Raw genomic sequence first — 20,652 nt, 5'->3', positions numbered from 1 at the left:
GCGAGTCGCAACATTATGTGTTTTTACCGCAATAATTTGAAATAAACTTTCAATAACATTAAATTTGATTTATCAGTTTGAATCGTCAAAATGATAAATCAGATTTGATTTATGAAAGCAAAATTTTCACTTTACGCGAAACACATTGTTTTGTGCCTCGCTTTTCTTTTTTGCCGTATGCCTTTACATCGACAAATACCATTTTCTCGTTGCCGCATTTATACACAAATGCGCACGATCGTATTTACTTTTTCATCTATTTTACGCTACTTTGTTTTTTCTATTTTAACTTCTACTTTTTAATTCCGAAATTCTATTTTTCCGAAAAGAAGTTCATATACTATTCCATCATCATCGGATTTCTTTTGTTTTTTCTTTGGATATCAACCACTTTAGATCATCCTGCCCGAAATTTTTTAGATTTTAGAAATCCTCCAGAACATTTTGAGCATAATCCTGGTTTGTTTCCAGAGAAATTTCCTCCGCCCCCTTCAATGGTTAAAGAAATGCCTTTTGATTTCGTAGGTGGCCCGCCAACGCAATATGGACATACTGCTCTCGTTTATTTAATCGGAGTAATATCTAGTTTGCTTTTTGCCATAAGCGGAAGATTGCGAGCATGTGGAAAAGGAAAAAGTGAAATCAGAGTTGGCTTTCTTGAAAGCACAAATCAATCCTCATTTTTTATTCAATACTTTGAACAGCATTTATGCTTTGGCTTTAAAAAAGATGATAAAACGCCCGATGCCGTTGTGCAACTTTCAGAATTAATGCGTTACATCATGACGAATTCAAATGATGAAGTGATTGATTTGACCAAAGAAATAAACTACATCAATAACTTTATCTCTTTGCAAAAAACACGATTAGGAAATACCGTTTTAGTCGATTATAAAGTTGATGGAAATACTTTCGGAAAACAAATCACACCGCTTATTCTAATATCTTTTATCGAAAATGCATTCAAATATGGTGTAAATCCAGATCAAACTTCTGAAATTTGTATTCGTATAGATATTATCGAAGAACAGCTGACGTTATTTGTTTCTAATAAAAAGACTTTTTCAGTTCAATCAGAATCCGGAATCGGACTTCAGAATACTATCGAAAGGCTAAAATTGGTTTATCCAAACAAACATCAGCTCAAAATAGAAGATACGCTTGAAAAGTATGTTGTCAATTTATCTATTAAACTAGGATGATTAAAGCAATTGCATTAGATGACGAGCCATTGGCATTAGAAATTCTTCAGAGTTTATGTGATACTATTGATTACATAGAACTGGAAAAGGTTTTTACGAAATCGGACGAAGCGCTTAAATATCTTAAGAAATACCCAGTTGATTTGTTGTTTTTGGATATCAATATGCCGTCGATTTCTGGTTTGGATTTTTACAAAAAGCTCCCAAACAAAACAATGGTAATTTTTACCACTGCTTATTCTGAATTTGCTGTTGAAGGTTTTACACTCAGAGCGACCGATTATCTTTTAAAACCTATTTCGCTTTCTCGTTTTCAGCAAGTCGCCGAAAAAGCTTTTTCGCAATGGAAACTGCAAAATCAAAACATTGAACAACAATATCTTTTTATCCGTGCCGATTACAGTTTGATAAAAATCTTGTTTTCGGATATTTTGTATATCGAAGGTTTAGACGATTACGTTAAAATTCACATTCAAAATCAAAAAACCGTCGTGGCTAGAATGACGCTCAAATTGATGCTTCAAAAATTACCAGAAACAGAATTTATTAGAGTTCATCGTTCTTTTATCATTCCGATTTCTAAAGTTGAAAAGATCAGAAACAAAGTAATTTTTATAGATACTGCCGAAATACCTATCAGTGCCAGTTATGAAGAAGCTTTTTTGCACTTTTGGACAAGAAATAAAGAAAGTTTATCCGACTTATTTTTACTACAAAAAATAAAAAATTCGCTGTTTACCTCATAAATTTTATCGTTTACCTCAAACTTTTTCCAACACTTTAATTTCGAATAATTTTACTCGAAAATAACTGTTAATCATTCCATTGGTATAACATTTAAAAATAAAAGCAATGAAAAGAAAAGAGTTTTTAAGAGGTTTGGGTTTAATGGGAATTTCATCTTTGGCAATTCCAATCATTAACTCGTGTAGTAAAGATGATGTTTCGTCTGATTCTTCAACTAATACAGATTCATCTTCTGGTTCGGGATCATCTTCAGGTGATTGTTCTGTAACTCCATCTGAAACTGCTGGACCATTTCCAACTATTACGCCTTCGTCTTTAGTAAAATCTAATATTACAATGGATCGAACTGGTGTTGCATTTACAATCAAAATCACGATCAAGAATACAAATGCAAGTTGCGCTACTTCTAAAAAATGCAATTGTAGATATTTGGCATTGCGACAAAGATGGATATTATTCTGAATATGGCGGAACTTCCATGCAGTCTGTAAATTATACTTCAGTTCACTTTTTAAGAGGAAGACAAACCACAGACGAAAACGGATTAGTGACATTTACCTCTATTTTTCCAGGCTGGTATTCAGGAAGAGCAACACATATTCACGTGCACATTTACAACGCCAGCGGAACATCTTTATTGGTAACTCAAATTGCTTTTCCAGAAGGTTCAAACAGTGCGGTCGCGCTGGTAAACGCATCATCTGCAAATGGCTATACAAAAGGATTGACGGGTTATACCTATAATGCGTCTGATAATGTATTTTCAGATTCTACTGCAAAAGAAATGTCAACTATAACTGGAAGTGTAAGCGAAGGTTTTGTCTTAACGCACACTATAAACGTTGCAGGATAGTTTTTAAAACGAATAAAAATGATAACACAAATTCCAGCTCAAATTTATAAGTCAGATGCGCGTGGTGTTTTCAATTCGGCGAAACACAATCGTTACGCGACTTTTAATTTTGAACGTTACCAAGATATATCCAGAAAAGGCTTTGGATCTTTGAAAATTTTAAATGAGGTAATACTTGCTCCCCAACAGCGCATTTCTCGATTTATCACTTCGAATGCAAATGTGATCATTTTGCCATTATTTGGCGGAATTGAGTACAAGGATACTATTGGTAATGAGGAGTTTTTGCGTGTCGATCAAATTCGGGTTATTGCGGCTGATGATGATTTAGAAATTGAAATTTTTAATCCATACGACGAGGAAAACGTAAGTTATCTTGAAATCGATTTTCAAATGGGACCGCAATACTTCAAAAACTATTTTCAGCAATATAAATTTGATTTTAAAGCACATAATAAGTTAAATAATTTATTCGAAATTGAAAGAGCCATTGGTTTCATTGGAATTTATGACGGCAGAAAAGAAGGTTTTTATGCTTTAAAGAATACAGAAAATGGTGCTTTTATTTTTGTTATAAATGGAGCCTTTGAAATTGAAAACAGATTATTGGAAGCGAAAGACGGTTTAGGAATAAAAAGAATTTCAACCATCGAATGGGAAGCTTTGTCTGAAAATGCGATTCTGCTTGTGATTGAGGTGCCTCTGGACCTTTAAAATTGAGAAAATGGAAATTAAAAAGATAAAATTGGCGTACCGAATTGTAATTGATAGTTCTTCGAATTTTTTGTGGGACAAATATGTTTTTGAAGATACTTTCAAAGAATATCAAATGCAAAGTCAACAATTTAATTCGGAAACAAATCCGAAAAATACTTTCCGAGAATTATTGGCAGAAAATGAAAAAGCTGAGAAATTGCATTTCCTAGTAGGAATTGCGGCAAGCGGTTATGTGGAGCAATTGAAAGGAAAATTTCATCGCGTTGCTGATATTTTGGGGAATAATTATTTTGCGTTTATTAATTATCAGCTTGATATTATAAATACAGATCGTACAGATGCATCAAAACACAAAATCGGAATTACATTTTATTCGCCTTTGTTGTCGTATTTCGGAATTGTCGAAGGAAATTATCTGATATCGCTAAATAGCGATGATGTAAATGAATATGAAACCATTATGTTTCCAGTTCAGAAGAATTTATCGATATGTTATATAAAAAATAATTAGTGAGCTTTAGTTTCGAAAAAAAACAGAGATTATTCGTTTCATTTTTTACCTTTTCTGTCGGTCTGCAAGACAGGAAAGGTTTTTTTATGATTAAGAAGATGTGAAATTTGTATTTAAAATTGTGTTTAATATTTAATAAACCAATTTATTTGTGAAATTATAACGTTTTCGTTCTTTTAATTATCGATTTTTTGGTTTATCCGAATTTATTAGTACTGTAAAAGTCCTATATTTGTTGTTCTTTCGAAAAAAAACCTAAAAAATAATAAAAATGAAAACTTTAAACGATTTCGATTTTAAAAATAAAAAAGCAATTATTCGTGTTGATTTTAATGTCCCTTTAGATGAAAATTTCAATGTAACTGATGCAACACGTATTGAAGCGGCTAAACCTACAATTGATGCTATTTTGGCACAAGGTGGAAGTGTGATTTTGATGTCGCACTTAGGAAGACCAAAAGGTGCTGAAGAAAAATATTCATTAAAACATATTTTAAAAACAGCTTCTGAAATTTTAGGAGTTCAAGTAAAATTTGCTGAAAACTGTGTTGGAGAAGTGGCTCAGAATGCGGCGGAAGCTTTAAAACCAGGAGAAGTTTTATTATTGGAAAATTTACGTTTTCACGCTGAAGAAGAAGCTGGAGATGTTGCTTTCGCTAAAGAATTGGCTTCGCTTGGAGATATCTACGTGAACGATGCTTTTGGAACGGCTCACAGAGCACACGCTTCGACTACAATTATTGCTCAGTTTTTCCCAAATGACAAATGTTTCGGAACATTATTGGCAAAAGAAATCGATAGTTTAAATAAAGTATTGAAAAACAGTGAAAAACCAGTTACTGCAGTTCTTGGAGGTTCTAAAGTTTCTTCAAAAATCACCGTTATCGAAAACATTTTAGACAAAGTTGATCATATGATTATTGGTGGAGGTATGACTTTTACTTTCATTAAAGCACAAGGTGGAAAAATCGGAGAATCAATCTGTGAAGATGATAAATTGCAATTAGCTCTTGATATTTTGAAAGCGACTAAAGAAAAAGGTGTTCAAGTTCACATTCCAGTTGATGTAGTTGCCGCAGATGATTTCTCAAACAGCGCAAATACACAAGTTGTTGATGTAACTGCAATCCCAGACGGATGGCAAGGTCTTGATGCTGGTCCAAAATCTTTGGAGAACTTCAAAAAAGTAATTTTAGATTCTAAAACAATTTTATGGAATGGTCCATTAGGAGTTTTTGAAATGGAAACTTTCTCAAAAGGAACTATTGCTTTAGGTGATTTCATTGCTGAATCTACTAAAAATGGTGCATTTTCACTTGTTGGTGGTGGAGATTCAGTTGCCGCAGTAAAACAATTTGGTCTAGAAGACAAAATGAGTTACGTTTCAACTGGAGGAGGAGCAATGCTAGAGATGCTTGAGGGCAAAGTTTTACCTGGAATTGCCGCAATTTTAGACTAAAATATCACAATTAACATTTTTTTGCGTATTTTTAAACACTAAACTTTTTAGTTTTGCAAAAATACATGTCTTATAAATATTTGATTTATAAGATTTTAAAAAAATGTTATATGATTGTAAGGAAAATATCAATAGTAGCTACAGCTCTCTTTTCAATGACAATGTTTGCGCAACAAAGCGCGTCTTCGGAAGTTGAAATCAAGCCTGAAGTAAAATTATCATACTTAGATTCGGTTAAAAGCACATTCAAGCAAAATGACATGGTCGCAAAAGCAGACAGTCTTTGGATGAAAGAATTGACAAGTTTAGATATTTATGATGATTTAACGAAAGATATTCAAACTATCAATTCAGATGTTACTGTTGATGAAGAGTTGCCTACAGATTTGCTGAAACAGCGACTGCAGGCAATGAATGAAAAATCACCATTTCATATTGAATACAATCAAGGTTTAGAAAACTTAATAAAGTCATTTCTCAAGAATCGTAAAAAATCGTTTTCTCGATTAATGGCTTTATCCGAATATTACTTCCCAATTTTTGAGGAATCATTTGCAAAGAACAATGTTCCTTTAGAAATCAAATATTTAGCCGTTGTAGAATCTGCTTTAAATCCTAAAGCAGTTTCTAAAATGGGCGCTACAGGACTTTGGCAGTTCATGTACGGAACTGGAAAACAATATGCTTTAAAAATCGATTCTTATATTGATGAGCGCGGCGATCCAATGAAAGCTACAGTCGCAAGCAAGCGAATACATGACCAAAATGTTTGAAGTCTTTGGTGACTGGGAACTTGTTTTGGCCTCTTACAATTCAGGACCTGGAAATGTTACAAAAGCGATTCGTCGTTCTGGCGGACAATCAAAATACTGGGACATTCGTAGTAATCTTCCAAAAGAGACTCAAGGCTATGTGCCTGCTTTTTATGCTACAATGTACCTTTTTGAATACCATAAAGAACACGGAATCAACCCAGAAAGAGCTGTTGTCAAAAACTTTGAAACAGATACCTTAAACATTAAAAAAGAAATGACATTCAAACAAATCGCCGATTTGCTTGATATGCCTCAATCTCAAATTCAGCTTTTGAATCCTTCTTATAAATTGAATGTGGTGCCTTATTATCAAGGAGAACAGCATTGTCTGCGTTTGCCGAAAGATAAAATCGCCACTTTTGTTTCAAATGAAAAACAGATTTATGCCTATGTTGATCATATGTCAACAATTCGCACATTACCGGCAAAGTTGGCTATAAAAGTTGCGCCTAAAGTAAAACTGCAACCAGAGAAGATCAATTCGGATTTCCAAATGTATGAAGTTCAAAAAGGCGATAATCTTGGTGCAATTGCAGAAAAATACGATGTAAATATTACAGATTTAAAGAAATGGAATAACTTAAAATCAAATAATGTTGCATTAGGCAGAACTTTAAAAATCAAGTCGGATGTTGATGCTTCTAAAATTTCAAAAGATGCAAAAGCGCTTCCAGCTGTAGAGAAAAATCAGAAGAAGCAATTGCTTCTGCAGATGATAAAGACAAGAATGCTGATCAGCCAAAAGAATATGTTGTAGCCGCTGGCGATAATTTAGGAAGCGTTGCAAAAAAATTCGGTATGACTATTGCGGAGTTAAAAGAACTTAATGGTCTTACTTCAAACAATATTGGTATCGGAAAAACATTAGTGATTTCTAAAGAAGTTCCAGTAATTGAAGAAACTGCAAACGTAAATACAGCAATTGCTTCGAATGCATCTGTTGATTCGTTCAAGAAAGGTGCTGTTTCTAAAAAAGTTAGCGAAGATTATTACGTGAAAAAAGGAGATTCTCTTTATAGCATTTCTAAAAAATATCCTGGAGTTACAATTTCAGATATTAAAAAATGGAATGGTATTAAAGATGGAGATATTAAACCGGGAATGAAACTCAAAATAAACGGATAATAAAAAAATCATCTAAATTTGGGTTTTATTTCATAAATTAAAAAAATGAATAAAACCCTTTTTTTATTTCTAATAGTTCCGTTTTTATTGGTTTCATGCCTAAAAACAGACAAACAGACTCAACCTGTTTCAGGTAAAGCCAACACGATTTCTGTTATCATCGACGATCAGTTGTGGTACGGAGAGGTTGGCGATACGATCAGAAATAAATTTGCTTCGCCAGTTTGGGGACTGACCCAAGAAGAACCGCTTTTTACAATCAATCAATATCCTGCTCGTTTGCTTGAAGGTTTTGTTACGGACAGCAGAAGCATAATTGTTGTGAAAAAAGCGGCAACTGATAAGTTTGAAATTATCAGAAGCAAAAACTTCCTCACAACACTTTTCGCATTTACGGAAAATCTGTTGATGATATCATTTGCAGTATTGAACTCAATTCGGCTCAAATGGTTAAAATTATTCATGAAGCTGAAATTCAAAAAATCCAAGAGGATAACAGAAAATCCTTAATGAATCAGACCATTATCAAAAACAAGTTTCATGCAACGCTAGAAATTCCTATTGGTTATGAATACATGCTTCATAAAAAGAATTTTATTTGGCTAAAAAAATATTATAAGCGGCAATACTAGTTTGCTGATTTACCAGATCCCGCTTCATTCTTTTAAAAAATCAAATGTTGTCGCCGATATTATCAAAATGAGAGATTCTGTTGGCACATACATTAAGGGTAGAGAACCTAAAACCCGAATGATAACAGGGGAAGCATATGCACCTTATTTTACCACAATGGAATTAGATGGCAAAAAGGCGTATGAAACAAAAGGTACTTGGGAAATGAGAAATGATTTTATGGCTGGACCCTTCATCAACTATGCAATTGTAGACGAAAAGTATAATCGAATTTTAGTGATTGAAGGTTTTTGCTATTCACCCTCGAATCAAGAACGCGATTTAATGCTCGATCTTGAAGCAATCATAAAATCAGTTAAGATTGATAAGAAATAGATTTTTTGTTTCAAGTTTCAAGATCTCTTAGCAATGTCAGGCTGAGCGGAGTCGAAGCCCTTTCGACTCCATTCAGGCGACTTACAGATGCATAAGTTTCAAATTACGTATAGAATCTGAAACCTGAAACTTGAAACCTGAAACTAAATATTTTTTCATTAAATTTGTTTGTAACAAACATAAAAACAAATACTTATGAAAAATGTAACCGGAATATTAGTAGTATTGTTGTTGAGTTTTATTTCTTGTAAAAAAGAAGTCAAAACCGAAACTGTTGAAACAAAAGATTTAGATAGCATTAAAACCGAAGAACCAGTTGCCGAAACTGAAGCACCGGTAGATTCTGCAACTGCAACAAAGGCTTGGCAGACATATGCAACTCCGGGCGGGCCACATAAAATAATGGCTGATGAAGTTGGAACGTGGACTTGCGACATGACTTTTTGGTATGAACCAAACGGTAAACCCGAAAAAGCAACTTCAATAGCAACCGTAAAAATGCTTTTGGGAGGGCGTTATCAAGAAACCGATTATAAAGGGACTATTATGGGAGCTCCTTTTGAAGGAAAAGGGACGTTAGCGTATAATAATGCCACTAAAGAATTTACGAATACTTTTATTGATAATATGGGAACCGGAATGATGGTAGCCTATGGTAAATATGATGAAAGCACAAAAACAATCGAATTAAAAGGAGAAACTGTAGATCCAGTAAAAGGGAAAAAACGCCTTATCGTGAAGTTTATACGATTGTGGATCCGACTACTAGAAAATTCGAAATGTATGATATGAAAAACGGTGCCGAATATAAAAGCATGGAAATTATTTCGAAGAAGAAGTAGTTTTAAAAAGTTACAAAGGTACAGAGTAACAAAGTGACAAAGTTTTTCCTGATCGTGTGAAAGGTTAAAACTGGAATTTCTATAAAGTAAATTGCCCGATTCCAATTTGTAATCGGGTTTTTTATTGAAATCAATATTATAAGCAAAAAATATAAAGCTAACTTTGCGACTTTGTGCCTTTGTGGCAAAACTTTAGCAGAATGGAACTAAAATGGAAAATAAAGCCTTTTGAGGCATTAACGGTTAACGAACTATACGATTTGCTTCAATTGAGAAGCGAGATCTTTGTAGTGGAGCAAAATTGCGTGTATTTGGACCTTGACGGCAAGGACAAAAAAGCATTGCACTTAATGGGTGAGCTTGATGGCAAAATTGTCGCTTATTCTCGTTTATTCGATGCCGGAATAAGTTTTGATAATGCTTCTATCGGAAGAGTAATTGTCGATGCTAATTATAGAGATAAAAAATTCGGACACGATTTAATGCGAAAAGCTATTGCTGAAATAAAGTCTAATTTCGGTAAAGATAAAATTACAATTGGCGCGCAATTGTATCTAAAGAAATTCTACGAAAGCCACGGTTTTGTGCAAACCAGCGAAATGTATTTGGAAGATGATATCGAGCATATTGAGATGATTCGAGGTTGAAAAGCAATAACGCAAAATTGTTGCATTAAACAAGTTGAACTTTAAATTTTTTAGTAATTATCTTAAATACAATTTAATAATAGCTTTTCTTAAAGTATAACTTTAAGACTAAAAAAAACTTTTTTAGTTTAATTGAATTGAATTTTTTAAATCTTAGTAATTAAAAATTCTACTCTGCGGTCGTATTTATCTCCTTTTCCTAATGGATATTTATTGCCACAACCTTGATAGGTCATTCTGTTTTTAGAAACTTTTTTAGAGCTTAGATAATTGAAGACGGTTTTGGCACGATTCCATGAAAGTCTTCTTTCATTAGTAGCTTTGTCAATTCCGTCGCTGTATATTTCGGGAGTACAGCAAACATGGCCTCTTATTTCAAATTGAAGATTTCTTTGTTTTTGAAGTTTTTCGGCAATTTTGTCGAGTTCTTTTTGAGAAGATGAGGTTAATTTTGAACTTCCAATATCAAACAAAATGCTTTCTAAGTATATTTTGTCACCGACTTTCAGATTGTCTTTGAAAGAAGTATAAACTCCTTTTCCAAAACTATTTCGTTTTACTACGATCAAATCAACCCGCCGATTCCGGGAACGCGTTTCGTGCAGGTTCTCAACAGTATCAGGCCGGACAACAATTCGGCCTTTTCCTTCTAGAATGACAATTTTGCTTTGATTGAATCCTGTGGCAATCAATAAATTCTGAATCGTATTGGCACGATTGCTCGATAATCTATAATTATATTCGTCGTTACCGCGATCATCGCAGTATCCGTAAATTTGGATTGATTCGACTTTTGCCGTATCAATACTTTTAATGAAATTGGTCACAACTTCGGTTTGTAGAGGAGTTAGATCATATTTGTCAAACTCAAAATAAATGGTTTCGATAGGTTTTTGCTGTGCCGATAAATTGTAAATAATAAACAGAAATAGGGCTAAACAAAGTTTCATTTCATTTTTACATTTTTAAAATCGTTTTATACTCAGTTTGATTATTTAAAACGCTCACCGCTTTTTTAATTTCTGAATTGTTTTTAAGATAAAATTGATACAAACCTTCTTGATATTGGTACCTTTTGATAAGCTCTTCCTGAATCAAGCCTCTAATTTCTTTTTGATTTTTGTCCAGCAGAGTGGTCTCGCTTTTTTCTAAAGCGGCTAATAATTGTTGATATTCTGGGGCAATTGTTTCTTCTATTTTTTCATTTTTGGTCGCGAACCAAAGTGTTTTTTAGCGCAACTTCGGTTTCAGTATCAAAACTGATTTTATTGGTTTTCAAATATTGTTTGAATGTGGTGTAATCAGCATCAGTCAAAACAGGTATTTTATCTCCTAGATTTGGGTTTTTGTAATAATACGTTGTGGCATAATCAAAAATCCCATCATTTTTTAATAAGGCAGTTGTAATCGGACTCATTTTGGTTTCATCCAATTCAATATCTGGTAAAACGCCACCGCCATCATAAACAGTTCTTCCTTTTCTGGTTTTAAATGCATTGAAGTTTTTTGCTTCTGTTTTTTGAGCAACACCATTTTTGTCTTTATGTGCGTAATCAAGCGCCTGAATGCAACGTCCAGATGGAGTGTAATAGCGTGAAATGGTAACTTTTAGTTGAGTTCCGTAAGTTAAATCCACTGAACGTTGTACCAAGCCTTTTCCGAAACTTCTGCTTCCTAAAATAACCGCACGATCCAAATCCTGCAAAGCACCAGAAACAATTTCAGATGCAGATGCGCTTCGTCCATTTACTAAAATAGCAAGCGGAATTTCGGTATCAACAGGTTCTTTGGTCGTTTTATAAGTATTGTTGTGTTTTTCGATTCGCGATTTAGTCGTTACAATCACTTCATTTTTCGGAACAAATAAATTACAGATATCAATCGCTTCATTTAAAAGTCCGCCTGGATTTCCTCTTAAGTCCAATACAATTTGGGTCGCTCCGTCGGCTTTTAATTTTTCAAGAGCGTCTTTGACTTCGGCGATGCTTTTCTGCTAAAGTGTGAAAGAACGATATAACCGGTCTTATCGTCAATTTTTCCATAAAATGGAACCGATTTGATATCAACTTCGTCTAAAACTAATTCTGTAGAATTGGTTTTTCCTTGACGAATGTATTTGATCTGAATTTTGGTGTTTTTTGTTCCCTTCATCAATTGTGAAGCGTCATCTTTATAATCGGCAATCAAAACATCGCCAATCTGAATGATTTCATCGCCCGCTTTTAGTCCGGCTTTATCGGCTGGATAACCTTTGTAAGGTTCGCGAACAATTAAGCGATCTTTTTTCTTGCAATCAAAGCACCAATTCCAGTGTATTCACCTGTATTGTTGATTTTGAAATTTACAACATCTTGTTCGTTGAAGTAAACGGTGTATGGATCCAAACTTCCAAGCATGCTTTTAATGGCTTTGTCCATCAAATCGCCAGGATTGGTTTCGTCTACATAATTTGTGTTTACTGCTTTGAATAAAGTCGTAAAAATTTCGATTTGTTTGGCAATTTCAAAAAGTCTTCTTTGAAACTGGCGCCAACAAACAATAATCCTGACGCAACGGCCGGTATAATGAATCTCTTTTTGAAATATGGATACATAATCGTGAATTATCTTAATTATAAGGTACTAAAATAAGAATAAATCATCAATTACGATTATTCGGACAGACTAATCTCAAAGTTCTATTTCAAACTGATTGATTATAAGGGATTCTCTGATTCAGGTTTGTTTTCAGAATATGGAGTTTTATTGACTTGCTGTAAAAATTTCTCAAACAACTGAATCGTTTTGGTATTGATTTCTTGGTATGATAATTTGTCTTTTGTCTGATAAAAAAACATGATAGAATAGGGCTCATTCAAGTTTTCCAAAAGCAAATGTTTGTTTAATCGATACGTTTCCCTAAGAACTCTTTTGAAATAATTTCGATCAACGGCTTTTTTGAAATATTTCTTGGAAACTGAAACGCCAAGTTTTATTTTTTCTTCTGAATTTTCTTCCGCTTGACGGTAAACCAAACGCAAAGGATATTTCGATACCGATTTTCCTTCAGAAAATAGTAATCCAATTGTCGTTTTGCTTTTTAAGCGTTCATTTTTAGGGTATGTAAAGCTCATTTAGTTCAGAAAAAATTTGCAAATTCTGAGGCAAAGGTACAATTAAACGAGAAAAACAGTTATTGTTTTCAATTTTTATAAGGCTAAAAATATATTTACTACTTTTGGCAATTAATTTTTCAGGCATGCAAAAGATAATTTCGTACCCAATATCTGTTATTTACTACTTATGTTTTGGATTGTGTTTGGTGATTTTTCATCCAATACAATGGATTTGCTTAAATGTTTTTGGATATCAAGCACACAAAAAAAGTGTCGATTATTTGAATTTATGTCTTTTAAGATGTACCAATCTTGTTGGAACAACGTATAAAGTTTCAGGAGTAGAGGATATTCCGACGGGAGTTCCAATCATTTTTGTTGCCAATCACCAAAGTATGTACGATATCGTTACAATGATTTGGTACTTTAGACGTTTTCATTGTAAATTTGTAAGTAAGAAAGAGTTAGGAAGCGGAATCCCAAGTGTTTCTTTCAATTTGAAATACGGAGGATCAGTACTTATTGACCGAAAAGACCCTAAACAAGCAATTCCCGTAATTAAAGGCTTGTCTGAATATATCGAAAAAAATACCAGATCTGCTGTGATTTTTCCAGAAGGAACACGCAGTAAAACAGGAAAACCTAAAGAATTTGCGCAAAGCGGTTTAAAAATCTTATGCAAATATTCGCCATCTGCGTATGTTGTTCCGGTTAGCATCAACAATTCTTGGAAAATGGTTCGTTACGGAATGTTTCCTGTTGGTTTAGGAAATCATTTGACTTTTACTGCACACAAAGCAATGGCTGTAAAAGATTATGATTTTGCAGAATTGATGGTTTTAACAGAAAAAGCTGTAGTAGAAGGAGTAAACGAGTATAAATAGATTTTTGTTTTCAGCGAAAATGCTGAAACTTAAATCCCAAATCAAAAATAAGTAATGTCTATAAAAAACATTAGATTAGAAGTAATGCAGTTTTTGGAAAAAAACGTGGATAGCTTCGTTGAACAGTATTTAATTCCAGTGGAAAAAATTTGGCGACCGTCAGACTTTTTGCCTAATTCTGAAGGAGAAAATTTCTTTGAGGAGGTAAAAGAGTTGCGTGAAATTGCGAAAGAACTTCCATATGATTTTTGGGTTACGCTTGTTGGTGACACGATCACTGAAGAAGCTTTGCCTACATATGAATCTTGGTTAATGGATGTAGAAGGTGTAGATCAAGTAGAAAACGGCGGAAACGGCTGGTCAAAATGGATCAGGCAATGGACTGGTGAGGAAAACCGCCACGGAGATCTATTAAATAAATACTTGTATTTGTCTGGCCGTGTGAATATGCGTGAAATCGAAATGACAACACAGCATTTGATCAACGACGGTTTTGATATTGGAACTGGAACTGACCCATACAAAAACTTTGTATATACCAGTTTTCAGGAATTAGCAACTTATGTTTCACACAATAGAGTTTCGCAAATTGCAAAGAAATTTGGCGATAACAAGTTGTCTAAAATGTGTAAAATGATTGCAGGAGACGAAATGCGTCACCACCATGCATATAGCGAATTCGTAACGAGAATTTTTCAAGTGGATCCAAGCGAAATGATGTTGGCTTTTCAATACATGATGAAGCAAAAAATTGTTATGCCGGCTCACTTTTTGAGAGAATCTGGGCAAAAAATCAGTTCTGCTTTTGAGCAATTCTCAGATTCAGCTCAACGTATCGGAGTTTATACGGCTAACGATTATGTTGATATCATGCAGAAATTGATGAACAAATGGGAAATTGATAAAATTTCGAATTTAACTGACGAAGCTGAAAAAGCTCGTGACTATTTAATGAAATTGCCAGCGCGTATGGCGAGAATTTCTGAAAGATTAGTTATTCCTGCAGAGTCTCATATTTTTAAATGGGTTGAGCCTGCAAGATTGTAATTTTTGAAAATTATAGCTTGAAATTTTGAATACGCAACAAAGTTGCAATTCTAAATAAAGAAATATTTTTATGTTGATTGTCATAGCTTTACCAGCTTTTTGGCAATCAACATTTTTTATAAAAGCAGTTGTTTATCTGCCAAATTTGTTTAATCTCCAAAGTCTGCGAGTGAATTAAATTGCTCGTAAGATGTAAAAATTCTACTATGAACACTTCTGAATTAATCAATAAAACGATCATTTTTGTAAAAGAAAAACTAAATGATGCCGAAGGCGGTCATGATTGGTTTCATATTGAACGTGTTTATAAAAATGCGCTTTTGATTGCAAAAGATACCGATTGCAATCTTGAAATTGTGCAATTAGGAGCTTTGCTTCATGATATTGCCGACAGCAAGTTTCATAATGGAGATGAAAGTATCGGACCAAAAACAGCACGAACGTTTTTAGAGGCTGAAAACGTTTCGGAAGAGATTATCCAGCATGTAGTCGATATCATTGAAAATATCTCGTATAAAGGCGGAAATTTTGAAAAGAAATTCTCTTCAGTCGAATTGGATATTGTTCAAGATGCGGATCGTTTGGATGCAATTGGTGCAATTGGCGTTGCTAGAGCATTTAATTACGGCGGATTTAAAAACAGAGCCTTGTATGATCCGGAAATTGCTCCTATTACGAACATGACGAAAGAAGAATACAAAAAGAACAATGCGCCAACGATAAATCACTTTTACGAGAAGCTTTTGCTTTTGAAAGATAAAATGAATACCGAAAAAGGAAAACAAATCGTCGCTGAAAGACATTATTTCATGGAACAGTTTCTTGCTCAGTTTTATGCTGAATGGGAGGGAGTTAAGTAAAGTTTTCAGTCGCAGTCTCAGTTTTCAGTCACAGTCTCAGCAAAATTTAAGATTCAGTTTTTCATCTTTGATCTTTTTTCTTTCATCTCTTATTTGACTTTCTGGACGAATTTCTGGATCGTGGTTTTAAACTCCTTATTTTCCTCGTAATACAAAATATGTCCGCCATTAATAATCTTAACTTCTTGGTTTGGAAATTTAAACAAACGATAATGATTCGGGCCAATGTTATTGTCTTTTGTTCCGGAGATTATTAGTGTTGGAACTTCGATTGTAGCCGTTTCTTTTGTGAAATCACTAAAATATAATGGTGCGCTTAGCGCATATTGCGCAAAAGATGAATTTCTTTTTTCGCTATTATCGATGCTGTCTAGTTTTTCGACAGTTGTTCTGTTATCAGATAAGATTTTATAATCTAAATCAGTTTTTTTGATTTTTGTTTTGGCTTCAAAAAAGGTATTTAATATGGAATCCTTGTTTTTTACCGAAAAATCTTCTCCAAGCGTTTTGCCCATAAAAGCAATTTGATTTAAAAGTGAATCATTAATGTCAAGTGTGGCATTCAACAGAATTAGGCCTTTTACATGTTGCGGATATTTTTCGGCATATTTAGTGGCCAGAATTCCTCCAAATGAATGTCCAATTATAAATACTTTTGAAGTTTTAAGATACGCGCGAATCTCTTCGATATCATCAATCATTCTATCCATGCTATAATTGTTGTCAGATGAAGATCCTGATCGACCGCATCCTCTTTGGTCGTAATAACACATTTTTAGTTTGTCTTCTAGGACATTTCCACCAAATTCTTCAAAAGATTTGCTCCATGCGCCGGGACCGCCGTGTACAAAAATACAGGCTTCGCCTTTTCCTGAAACTTTCAAAAATAACGGAACCCCATCAGAAGTTATGAAGTTGTTATTTGATTCTTGCTTTACATCGTTCGTTTGACTGATTCCTTTATGTAGAAAAAGCAACATAATTAAAAACAGAAAAGGAATTTTTGATTTCATTTGATATGTTTTGAAAACATAAATGTAATTAAAACTGGCAAAGAAAAAACGAATGATTATTTTTCATTACAAAGTAAATTTTCAAAATAGAACATAAAAAAACAGCTTCAAGATCCCCTTGAAGCTGTTTTTTATTTTAAAAGACTCATTATGGCAAACGCGCATAAAAAACCGAGTGAAAACCATAATAATCGGGCAACTCTATTGTCTCTTATAATTTCTTGTCTTTCATATTTTGTCATTTTCGCTGGATTTAATTTGATAAAATTATCCTAAAACAGCGATTGTTAAGGTCTTTATAAGTTTTAAAAATAGCAATAAAAGACTTTTTATTTTTCTGATTTAACTGCAACCACAGTTTCTATCTCCACAATCCTTTTTCTTTTTAGATTTCCAAAAGAATTTTTTGATTAAAAATGCAACAGCAAATCCTAGTATGGCAAAAGCGATAATTTCCTGAACCATGATTTTTTATTTTAAGAATTGATATGCAATTAATGCTGATAGATAAGCAAGCGAACTCATGAAGACAAGTTGCATTGCCGGCCATTTCCAAGAATTGGTTTCTTTTTTTGTAATTGCTAATGTGCTGGCACACTGCATTGCAAAAGCGTAAAAAAGCAATAAAGAAACTCCAGTCGCAAAATTGAATACTTTTTGTCCGGTTTCAGGCCGAATTTCTGCCTGCATTTTGCTTTTTATAGTCGATTCGTTATCAGTATCGCCAACACTGTAAATTGTAGCAAGTGTTCCAACAAAAACTTCACGTCTTGCAAACGAACTGATTAAGGCAATTCCGATTTTCCAATCGTAGCCTAATGGCTCGATTGCTGGTTCAATAGCTCTTCCCATTAATCCGATATAGGAGTTTTCTAATTTTTGAGAAGCTACTTCGTTTTCAAATTGAATTTCTGTTAATGTCTTGTCGGAAAATCTTTCTTTAACGATAGTTTCGGCTTCATTGAAATCTTTTCCTGGACCGTAAGAAGCTAAAAACCATAAAATAACAGATATTGCCAAGATGATTTTACCAGCTCCAACAATAAAAGCTTTGGTTTTTTCTACAACATTGATTCCGACATTTTTGAAAAGTGGCATCTTATAACTTGGCATTTCGACTACGAAATAGGTTTTGGACTCAAATTTTAAAACTTTATTTAAAATATAAGCTGATAAAATAGCGGTTCCAAATCCTAAAATATAAAGACACATCAGTGTTAATCCTTGAAGATTCAGAATTCCAAAAACCCGTGTACTCGGAATAACTAATGAAATGATAATGGCATGAGACCGGTAATCTCGCAGAACATGTCGTAAGTGGTGTTACCAAGATCGTGATAAGGCGTTCTTTCCAGTTTTCAATATTTCGAGTCGCCATAATTGCCGGAATAGCACAAGCCGTTCCCGAAATTAAAGGCACAACACTTTTTCCCGAAAGACCAAATTTACGCATGATTTTATCCATCAGAAAAACAACACGGCTCATATAGCCGCTTTCTTCCAAAATGGAAATAAAGAGAAACAAAAAGGCAATTTGCGGAATAAAAATAATTACGCCTCCAATTCCTGGAATAATTCCCTGCGAAAGCAAATCGGTCAAAATACCGCTTGGCAACTCTTCAGCAGTCCAAGCGCTTAGTGAAGCAAATGTGCTATCAATAAAATCCATTGGAATGGTTGACCAGCTAAAGATCGATTGGAAAATCAAAAATAATATGGCAAAGAAAATAACATAACCCCAAACTTTATGCGTCAATACGCGGTCTAGTTTTGCACGAATATCTTTTGCCATCGAGGCATCAACTTTTAAACCTTCTTTTAAAACATCATTTATAAATTGATAACGTTTTATGGTTTCCTTTTGCCGCAAGCGCTTTAATTCGGAATGCGATTTTGTAAAAGTGCTTCTGATTTCATTTCGATCCAAATTTGAAAAATTCACATCCTGCGTAATCACAAGCCATAATTTATACAATAATTGATTCGGAAAAGCATGTTGCAGTTTTTTGAAATATTCCTCGTCAATTACTGAAGCATTTAGGCAAGGTTCATGTGGAATTGTTTTATAAGAAACAATCAATTCTTTTAATTCTTCAATTCCTATTCCTTTTCTTGAACTGACTAATGCAATTTTAGTTTTTAGTTTTTCTTCCAAAAGTGGAATATCAAGCGAGATTCCTTTGCGCTCCATACGATCAGACATGTTGATGACTAAAATCGTCGGAATTTGAAGATCTTTTATTTGCGTGTAAATCAGTAAATTTCTTTTCAGATTTTCAACATCAGTTACTACAACTGCGACATCTGGATATAATTTGTCGTTTTTGTTGAGCAAAAGTTCAATTACAACACTTTCATCCATTGAACTTGCGTTCAAACTGTACGTTCCTGGCAAGTCTAGAATATTGGCTTTGATATTATGGGGAAGTTTGCAGAAACCCATTTTTTCTCCACTGTAATTCCGGGATAATTTCCAACCTGTTGATTTAAACCTGTAAGCTGATTAAAAACGGAAGTCTTTCCTGTATTTGGATTCCCAATAAGGGCAACATTGATATTTTGAACACTCATTACAAATTGTTTTTGATAAGTTCAACTTCAATTTCACGAGCAGTTTCAATGCGAATCGCCACATGCGAACCGTTTATGTCTAAGTATAAAGGATCTCCAAAAGGTGCAATTTGAATTAATTCGACCAAGTCGCCTGGCAAACAACCCATTTCTAATAATTTTAGAGGAACAAGATCGATATCAAAATCTTTGATAATGGCTTTTTCGCCTTTTTTCAGAGTGTGAATTGTATTTTGCAAGCTTATTTAGATTGAATTTAGATTGCAAAAGTAGGCAATTATTCTTTATTTCAAGGCATTTAACACTCTTGAATATGCTAAATCTTTCTAAAAATAAGGGATTTTACTCTTTTGACAAGAAATCGATGTCTTCTAAAAGGCGTTTGATTTCTTCTTTATTTGTTCCGTCATAAAAACCGCGGACACGTCGTTTTTGATCTACCAAAACAAAATTCTCTGTATGAACCATATCATAAAGCTGATCTGGACGGCCTAATTTTACAGCTAGATAAGATTTTCTTGCCATCGTGTAAATTTCTTTTTTGTCGCCAGTAACCAAATTCCATTTGCTGTCCACAACATGATGCTTAATTGCATATGCTTTTAAAACCGGAATACTGTCAACTTCAGGAAAAACGGTATGCGAAAGCAACATTACTTTTGGATTATTCAAAACTGCTTTTTGAACATCTTCCAGATTAGTTGTCATTTTTGGACAAATAGATCCACAAGTTGTGAAGAAGAAATCGGCAACATAGATTTTTCCTTCGTAATTTTTTTGCGTGATTGTGTCTCCATTTTGGTTTACAAATGAAAAATCGGCAATGGTGTGGTATTTGCTTTTATATTGGATCGTACTATCAACTAATTCTGGATTGACATCAGAAGGATTGTAAATCGGAAGTGTTTTTTGTGGTTTTAACGCCGAATAAAATAGAGATATGGTAACAACCGAAAATACAATTAAGACAATAAAGAATTTGCGGTATTTATAAAGAAGCGATTTCATAAAAATAATTTGGCGCAAAAATACAAAAACAGCTTTTTAAAGTCTTAATTATAACGGCTTTTTAACAGAGTGCAAACGTAAATTAGAATCTGTTTTTTCGGTTGGAATTTTTTTATCGAATTTTTTTGTAACAAAATGATAGTTGTCTAGACAAATGTTTAACTGAAGGCATTTAAAAGGATATCTTCGAAAATAATCTGTTTATTATTGATGAATTTTAACATAATATTCAAAATAATAACAATATGT

The 20,652-nt window shown here is 33.7% G+C and carries 22 protein-coding genes and 3 pseudogenes; 16 read left to right on the top strand and 9 right to left on the bottom strand.

The features are described from left to right. The first annotated feature begins 77 nt into the window (after positions 1 to 77). Complete coding sequence (locus tag ACQ9BO_RS02290) at positions 78 to 1,202, top strand: sensor histidine kinase (protein ID WP_431243484.1); 1,125 nt, start codon at positions 78 to 80, stop codon at positions 1,200 to 1,202. Next, positions 1,199 to 1,948: a LytR/AlgR family response regulator transcription factor gene (locus ACQ9BO_RS02285; protein ID WP_431243483.1), complete on the top strand. Its 750-nt coding sequence runs from the start codon at positions 1,199 to 1,201 to the stop codon at positions 1,946 to 1,948. Before ACQ9BO_RS02290 ends, ACQ9BO_RS02285 begins: the two co-directional genes overlap by 4 nt. A 15-nt stretch (positions 1,949 to 1,963) precedes the next feature. Here ACQ9BO_RS02285 and ACQ9BO_RS02280 read toward each other — a convergent pair whose 3' ends face one another. Then, positions 1,964 to 2,368 carry a hypothetical protein gene (locus ACQ9BO_RS02280; protein WP_431243482.1) on the bottom strand — a complete coding sequence of 135 codons (405 nt, stop codon included), beginning with the start codon at positions 2,366 to 2,368 and terminating at the stop codon, positions 1,964 to 1,966. Between ACQ9BO_RS02280 and ACQ9BO_RS02275 the strand changes: the two genes are divergently transcribed. From ACQ9BO_RS02275 to ACQ9BO_RS02225, 11 genes and pseudogenes are all read left to right on the top strand, one after another. Continuing rightward, complete coding sequence (locus ACQ9BO_RS02275; protein ID WP_431243481.1) at positions 2,338 to 2,802, top strand: protocatechuate 3,4-dioxygenase; 465 nt, start codon at positions 2,338 to 2,340, stop codon at positions 2,800 to 2,802. The two genes, ACQ9BO_RS02280 and ACQ9BO_RS02275, sit on opposite strands and share 31 nt — an antisense overlap. Before the next feature lie 18 nt (positions 2,803 to 2,820). After that, the gene (locus ACQ9BO_RS02270; protein ID WP_431243480.1) at positions 2,821 to 3,516 is read left to right on the top strand and encodes a hypothetical protein; all 696 of its coding nucleotides are present in this window, start codon (positions 2,821 to 2,823) and stop codon (positions 3,514 to 3,516) included. A 10-nt stretch (positions 3,517 to 3,526) separates the two neighbouring features. Beyond that, positions 3,527 to 4,030 carry a hypothetical protein gene (locus ACQ9BO_RS02265; RefSeq protein WP_431243479.1) on the top strand — a complete coding sequence of 168 codons (504 nt, stop codon included), beginning with the start codon at positions 3,527 to 3,529 and terminating at the stop codon, positions 4,028 to 4,030. A gap of 271 nt (positions 4,031 to 4,301) precedes the next feature. Further along, positions 4,302 to 5,489, top strand: a complete 1,188-nt coding sequence (locus ACQ9BO_RS02260; RefSeq protein WP_431243478.1) for a phosphoglycerate kinase — start codon at positions 4,302 to 4,304, stop codon at positions 5,487 to 5,489. 110 nt (positions 5,490 to 5,599) lie between these two features. Further along, positions 5,600 to 6,262 carry a transglycosylase SLT domain-containing protein gene (locus ACQ9BO_RS02255; RefSeq protein WP_431243477.1) on the top strand — a complete coding sequence of 221 codons (663 nt, stop codon included), beginning with the start codon at positions 5,600 to 5,602 and terminating at the stop codon, positions 6,260 to 6,262. Then, complete coding sequence (locus ACQ9BO_RS02250) at positions 6,255 to 7,061, top strand: LysM peptidoglycan-binding domain-containing protein (protein WP_431243476.1); 807 nt, start codon at positions 6,255 to 6,257, stop codon at positions 7,059 to 7,061. Before ACQ9BO_RS02255 ends, ACQ9BO_RS02250 begins: the two co-directional genes overlap by 8 nt. Before the next feature lie 41 nt (positions 7,062 to 7,102). Beyond that, on the top strand, positions 7,103 to 7,429 hold the full coding sequence (locus ACQ9BO_RS02245; protein ID WP_431243475.1) for a LysM peptidoglycan-binding domain-containing protein: 327 nt from the start codon (positions 7,103 to 7,105) through the stop codon (positions 7,427 to 7,429). Positions 7,430 to 7,474: 45 nt separating this feature from the next. Next, positions 7,475 to 7,939: a DUF4837 family protein gene (locus tag ACQ9BO_RS02240; protein ID WP_431243474.1), complete on the top strand. Its 465-nt coding sequence runs from the start codon at positions 7,475 to 7,477 to the stop codon at positions 7,937 to 7,939. Next, positions 7,843 to 8,437, top strand: a pseudogene (locus ACQ9BO_RS02235) (DUF4837 family protein). The gene ACQ9BO_RS02240 and the pseudogene ACQ9BO_RS02235 overlap by 97 nt, the downstream one beginning before the upstream one ends. A 195-nt stretch (positions 8,438 to 8,632) precedes the next feature. Continuing rightward, a complete protein-coding gene (locus ACQ9BO_RS02230; RefSeq protein ID WP_431243473.1) occupies positions 8,633 to 9,229 on the top strand; it encodes a DUF1579 domain-containing protein in 597 nt (198 codons plus the stop codon). A 250-nt stretch (positions 9,230 to 9,479) separates the two neighbouring features. After that, positions 9,480 to 9,926 carry a GNAT family N-acetyltransferase gene (locus ACQ9BO_RS02225; protein ID WP_431243472.1) on the top strand — a complete coding sequence of 149 codons (447 nt, stop codon included), beginning with the start codon at positions 9,480 to 9,482 and terminating at the stop codon, positions 9,924 to 9,926. Positions 9,927 to 10,072: 146 nt separating this feature from the next. Here ACQ9BO_RS02225 and ACQ9BO_RS02220 read toward each other — a convergent pair whose 3' ends face one another. The 3 genes and pseudogenes from ACQ9BO_RS02220 to rnpA all read right to left on the bottom strand — a co-directional run bounded on the left by ACQ9BO_RS02220 (position 10,073) and on the right by rnpA (position 13,038). Then, entirely contained in the window at positions 10,073 to 10,876 is an 804-nt protein-coding gene (locus ACQ9BO_RS02220) for an OmpA family protein (protein WP_431243471.1), read from the bottom strand. A 7-nt stretch (positions 10,877 to 10,883) separates the two neighbouring features. After that, positions 10,884 to 12,519 (bottom strand): annotated as a pseudogene (locus ACQ9BO_RS02215) (S41 family peptidase). Between the two features lie 102 nt (positions 12,520 to 12,621). Continuing rightward, a complete protein-coding gene (gene rnpA, locus ACQ9BO_RS02210) occupies positions 12,622 to 13,038 on the bottom strand; it encodes a ribonuclease P protein component (protein WP_431243470.1) in 417 nt (138 codons plus the stop codon). Positions 13,039 to 13,163: 125 nt separating this feature from the next. Here rnpA and ACQ9BO_RS02205 point away from each other — a divergent pair, with 125 nt between their 5' ends. The 3 genes from ACQ9BO_RS02205 (at position 13,164) to ACQ9BO_RS02195 (ending at position 15,811) form a co-directional block, all read left to right on the top strand. Then, on the top strand, positions 13,164 to 13,904 hold the full coding sequence (locus tag ACQ9BO_RS02205; RefSeq protein ID WP_431243469.1) for a lysophospholipid acyltransferase family protein: 741 nt from the start codon (positions 13,164 to 13,166) through the stop codon (positions 13,902 to 13,904). Positions 13,905 to 13,958: 54 nt separating this feature from the next. Continuing rightward, positions 13,959 to 14,951, top strand: a complete 993-nt coding sequence (locus tag ACQ9BO_RS02200; protein ID WP_431243468.1) for an acyl-ACP desaturase — start codon at positions 13,959 to 13,961, stop codon at positions 14,949 to 14,951. A gap of 206 nt (positions 14,952 to 15,157) precedes the next feature. Continuing rightward, on the top strand, positions 15,158 to 15,811 hold the full coding sequence (locus ACQ9BO_RS02195) for an HD domain-containing protein (RefSeq protein ID WP_431243467.1): 654 nt from the start codon (positions 15,158 to 15,160) through the stop codon (positions 15,809 to 15,811). Between the two features lie 89 nt (positions 15,812 to 15,900). On the opposite strand, the gene ACQ9BO_RS02190 is transcribed toward ACQ9BO_RS02195, so the two are convergent. The 5 genes and pseudogenes from ACQ9BO_RS02190 to ACQ9BO_RS02170 form a co-directional block, all read right to left on the bottom strand. Continuing rightward, positions 15,901 to 16,824 carry an alpha/beta fold hydrolase gene (locus tag ACQ9BO_RS02190; protein ID WP_431243466.1) on the bottom strand — a complete coding sequence of 308 codons (924 nt, stop codon included), beginning with the start codon at positions 16,822 to 16,824 and terminating at the stop codon, positions 15,901 to 15,903. A gap of 342 nt (positions 16,825 to 17,166) precedes the next feature. Next, positions 17,167 to 17,289, bottom strand: coding sequence for a FeoB-associated Cys-rich membrane protein (locus tag ACQ9BO_RS02185; RefSeq protein WP_431243465.1), 123 nt, complete (start codon positions 17,287 to 17,289; stop codon positions 17,167 to 17,169). A 6-nt stretch (positions 17,290 to 17,295) separates the two neighbouring features. Then, positions 17,296 to 19,395, bottom strand: a pseudogene (feoB, locus tag ACQ9BO_RS02180) (ferrous iron transport protein B). Further along, on the bottom strand, positions 19,395 to 19,634 hold the full coding sequence (locus tag ACQ9BO_RS02175; protein WP_431243464.1) for a FeoA family protein: 240 nt from the start codon (positions 19,632 to 19,634) through the stop codon (positions 19,395 to 19,397). The pseudogene feoB and the gene ACQ9BO_RS02175 overlap by 1 nt, the downstream one beginning before the upstream one ends. Positions 19,635 to 19,737: 103 nt before the next feature. Beyond that, positions 19,738 to 20,403, bottom strand: a complete 666-nt coding sequence (locus ACQ9BO_RS02170) for an SCO family protein (protein WP_431243463.1) — start codon at positions 20,401 to 20,403, stop codon at positions 19,738 to 19,740. Positions 20,404 to 20,652: the final 249 nt, after the last annotated feature.

The sequence above is a fragment of the Flavobacterium sp. P21 genome, from assembly GCF_050632225.1.
Taxonomy (GTDB): Bacteria; Bacteroidota; Bacteroidia; order Flavobacteriales; family Flavobacteriaceae; genus Flavobacterium.
Note: the sequence above shows the minus strand (reverse complement) of the source record. Positions and strands in the feature narration are given on the sequence as shown.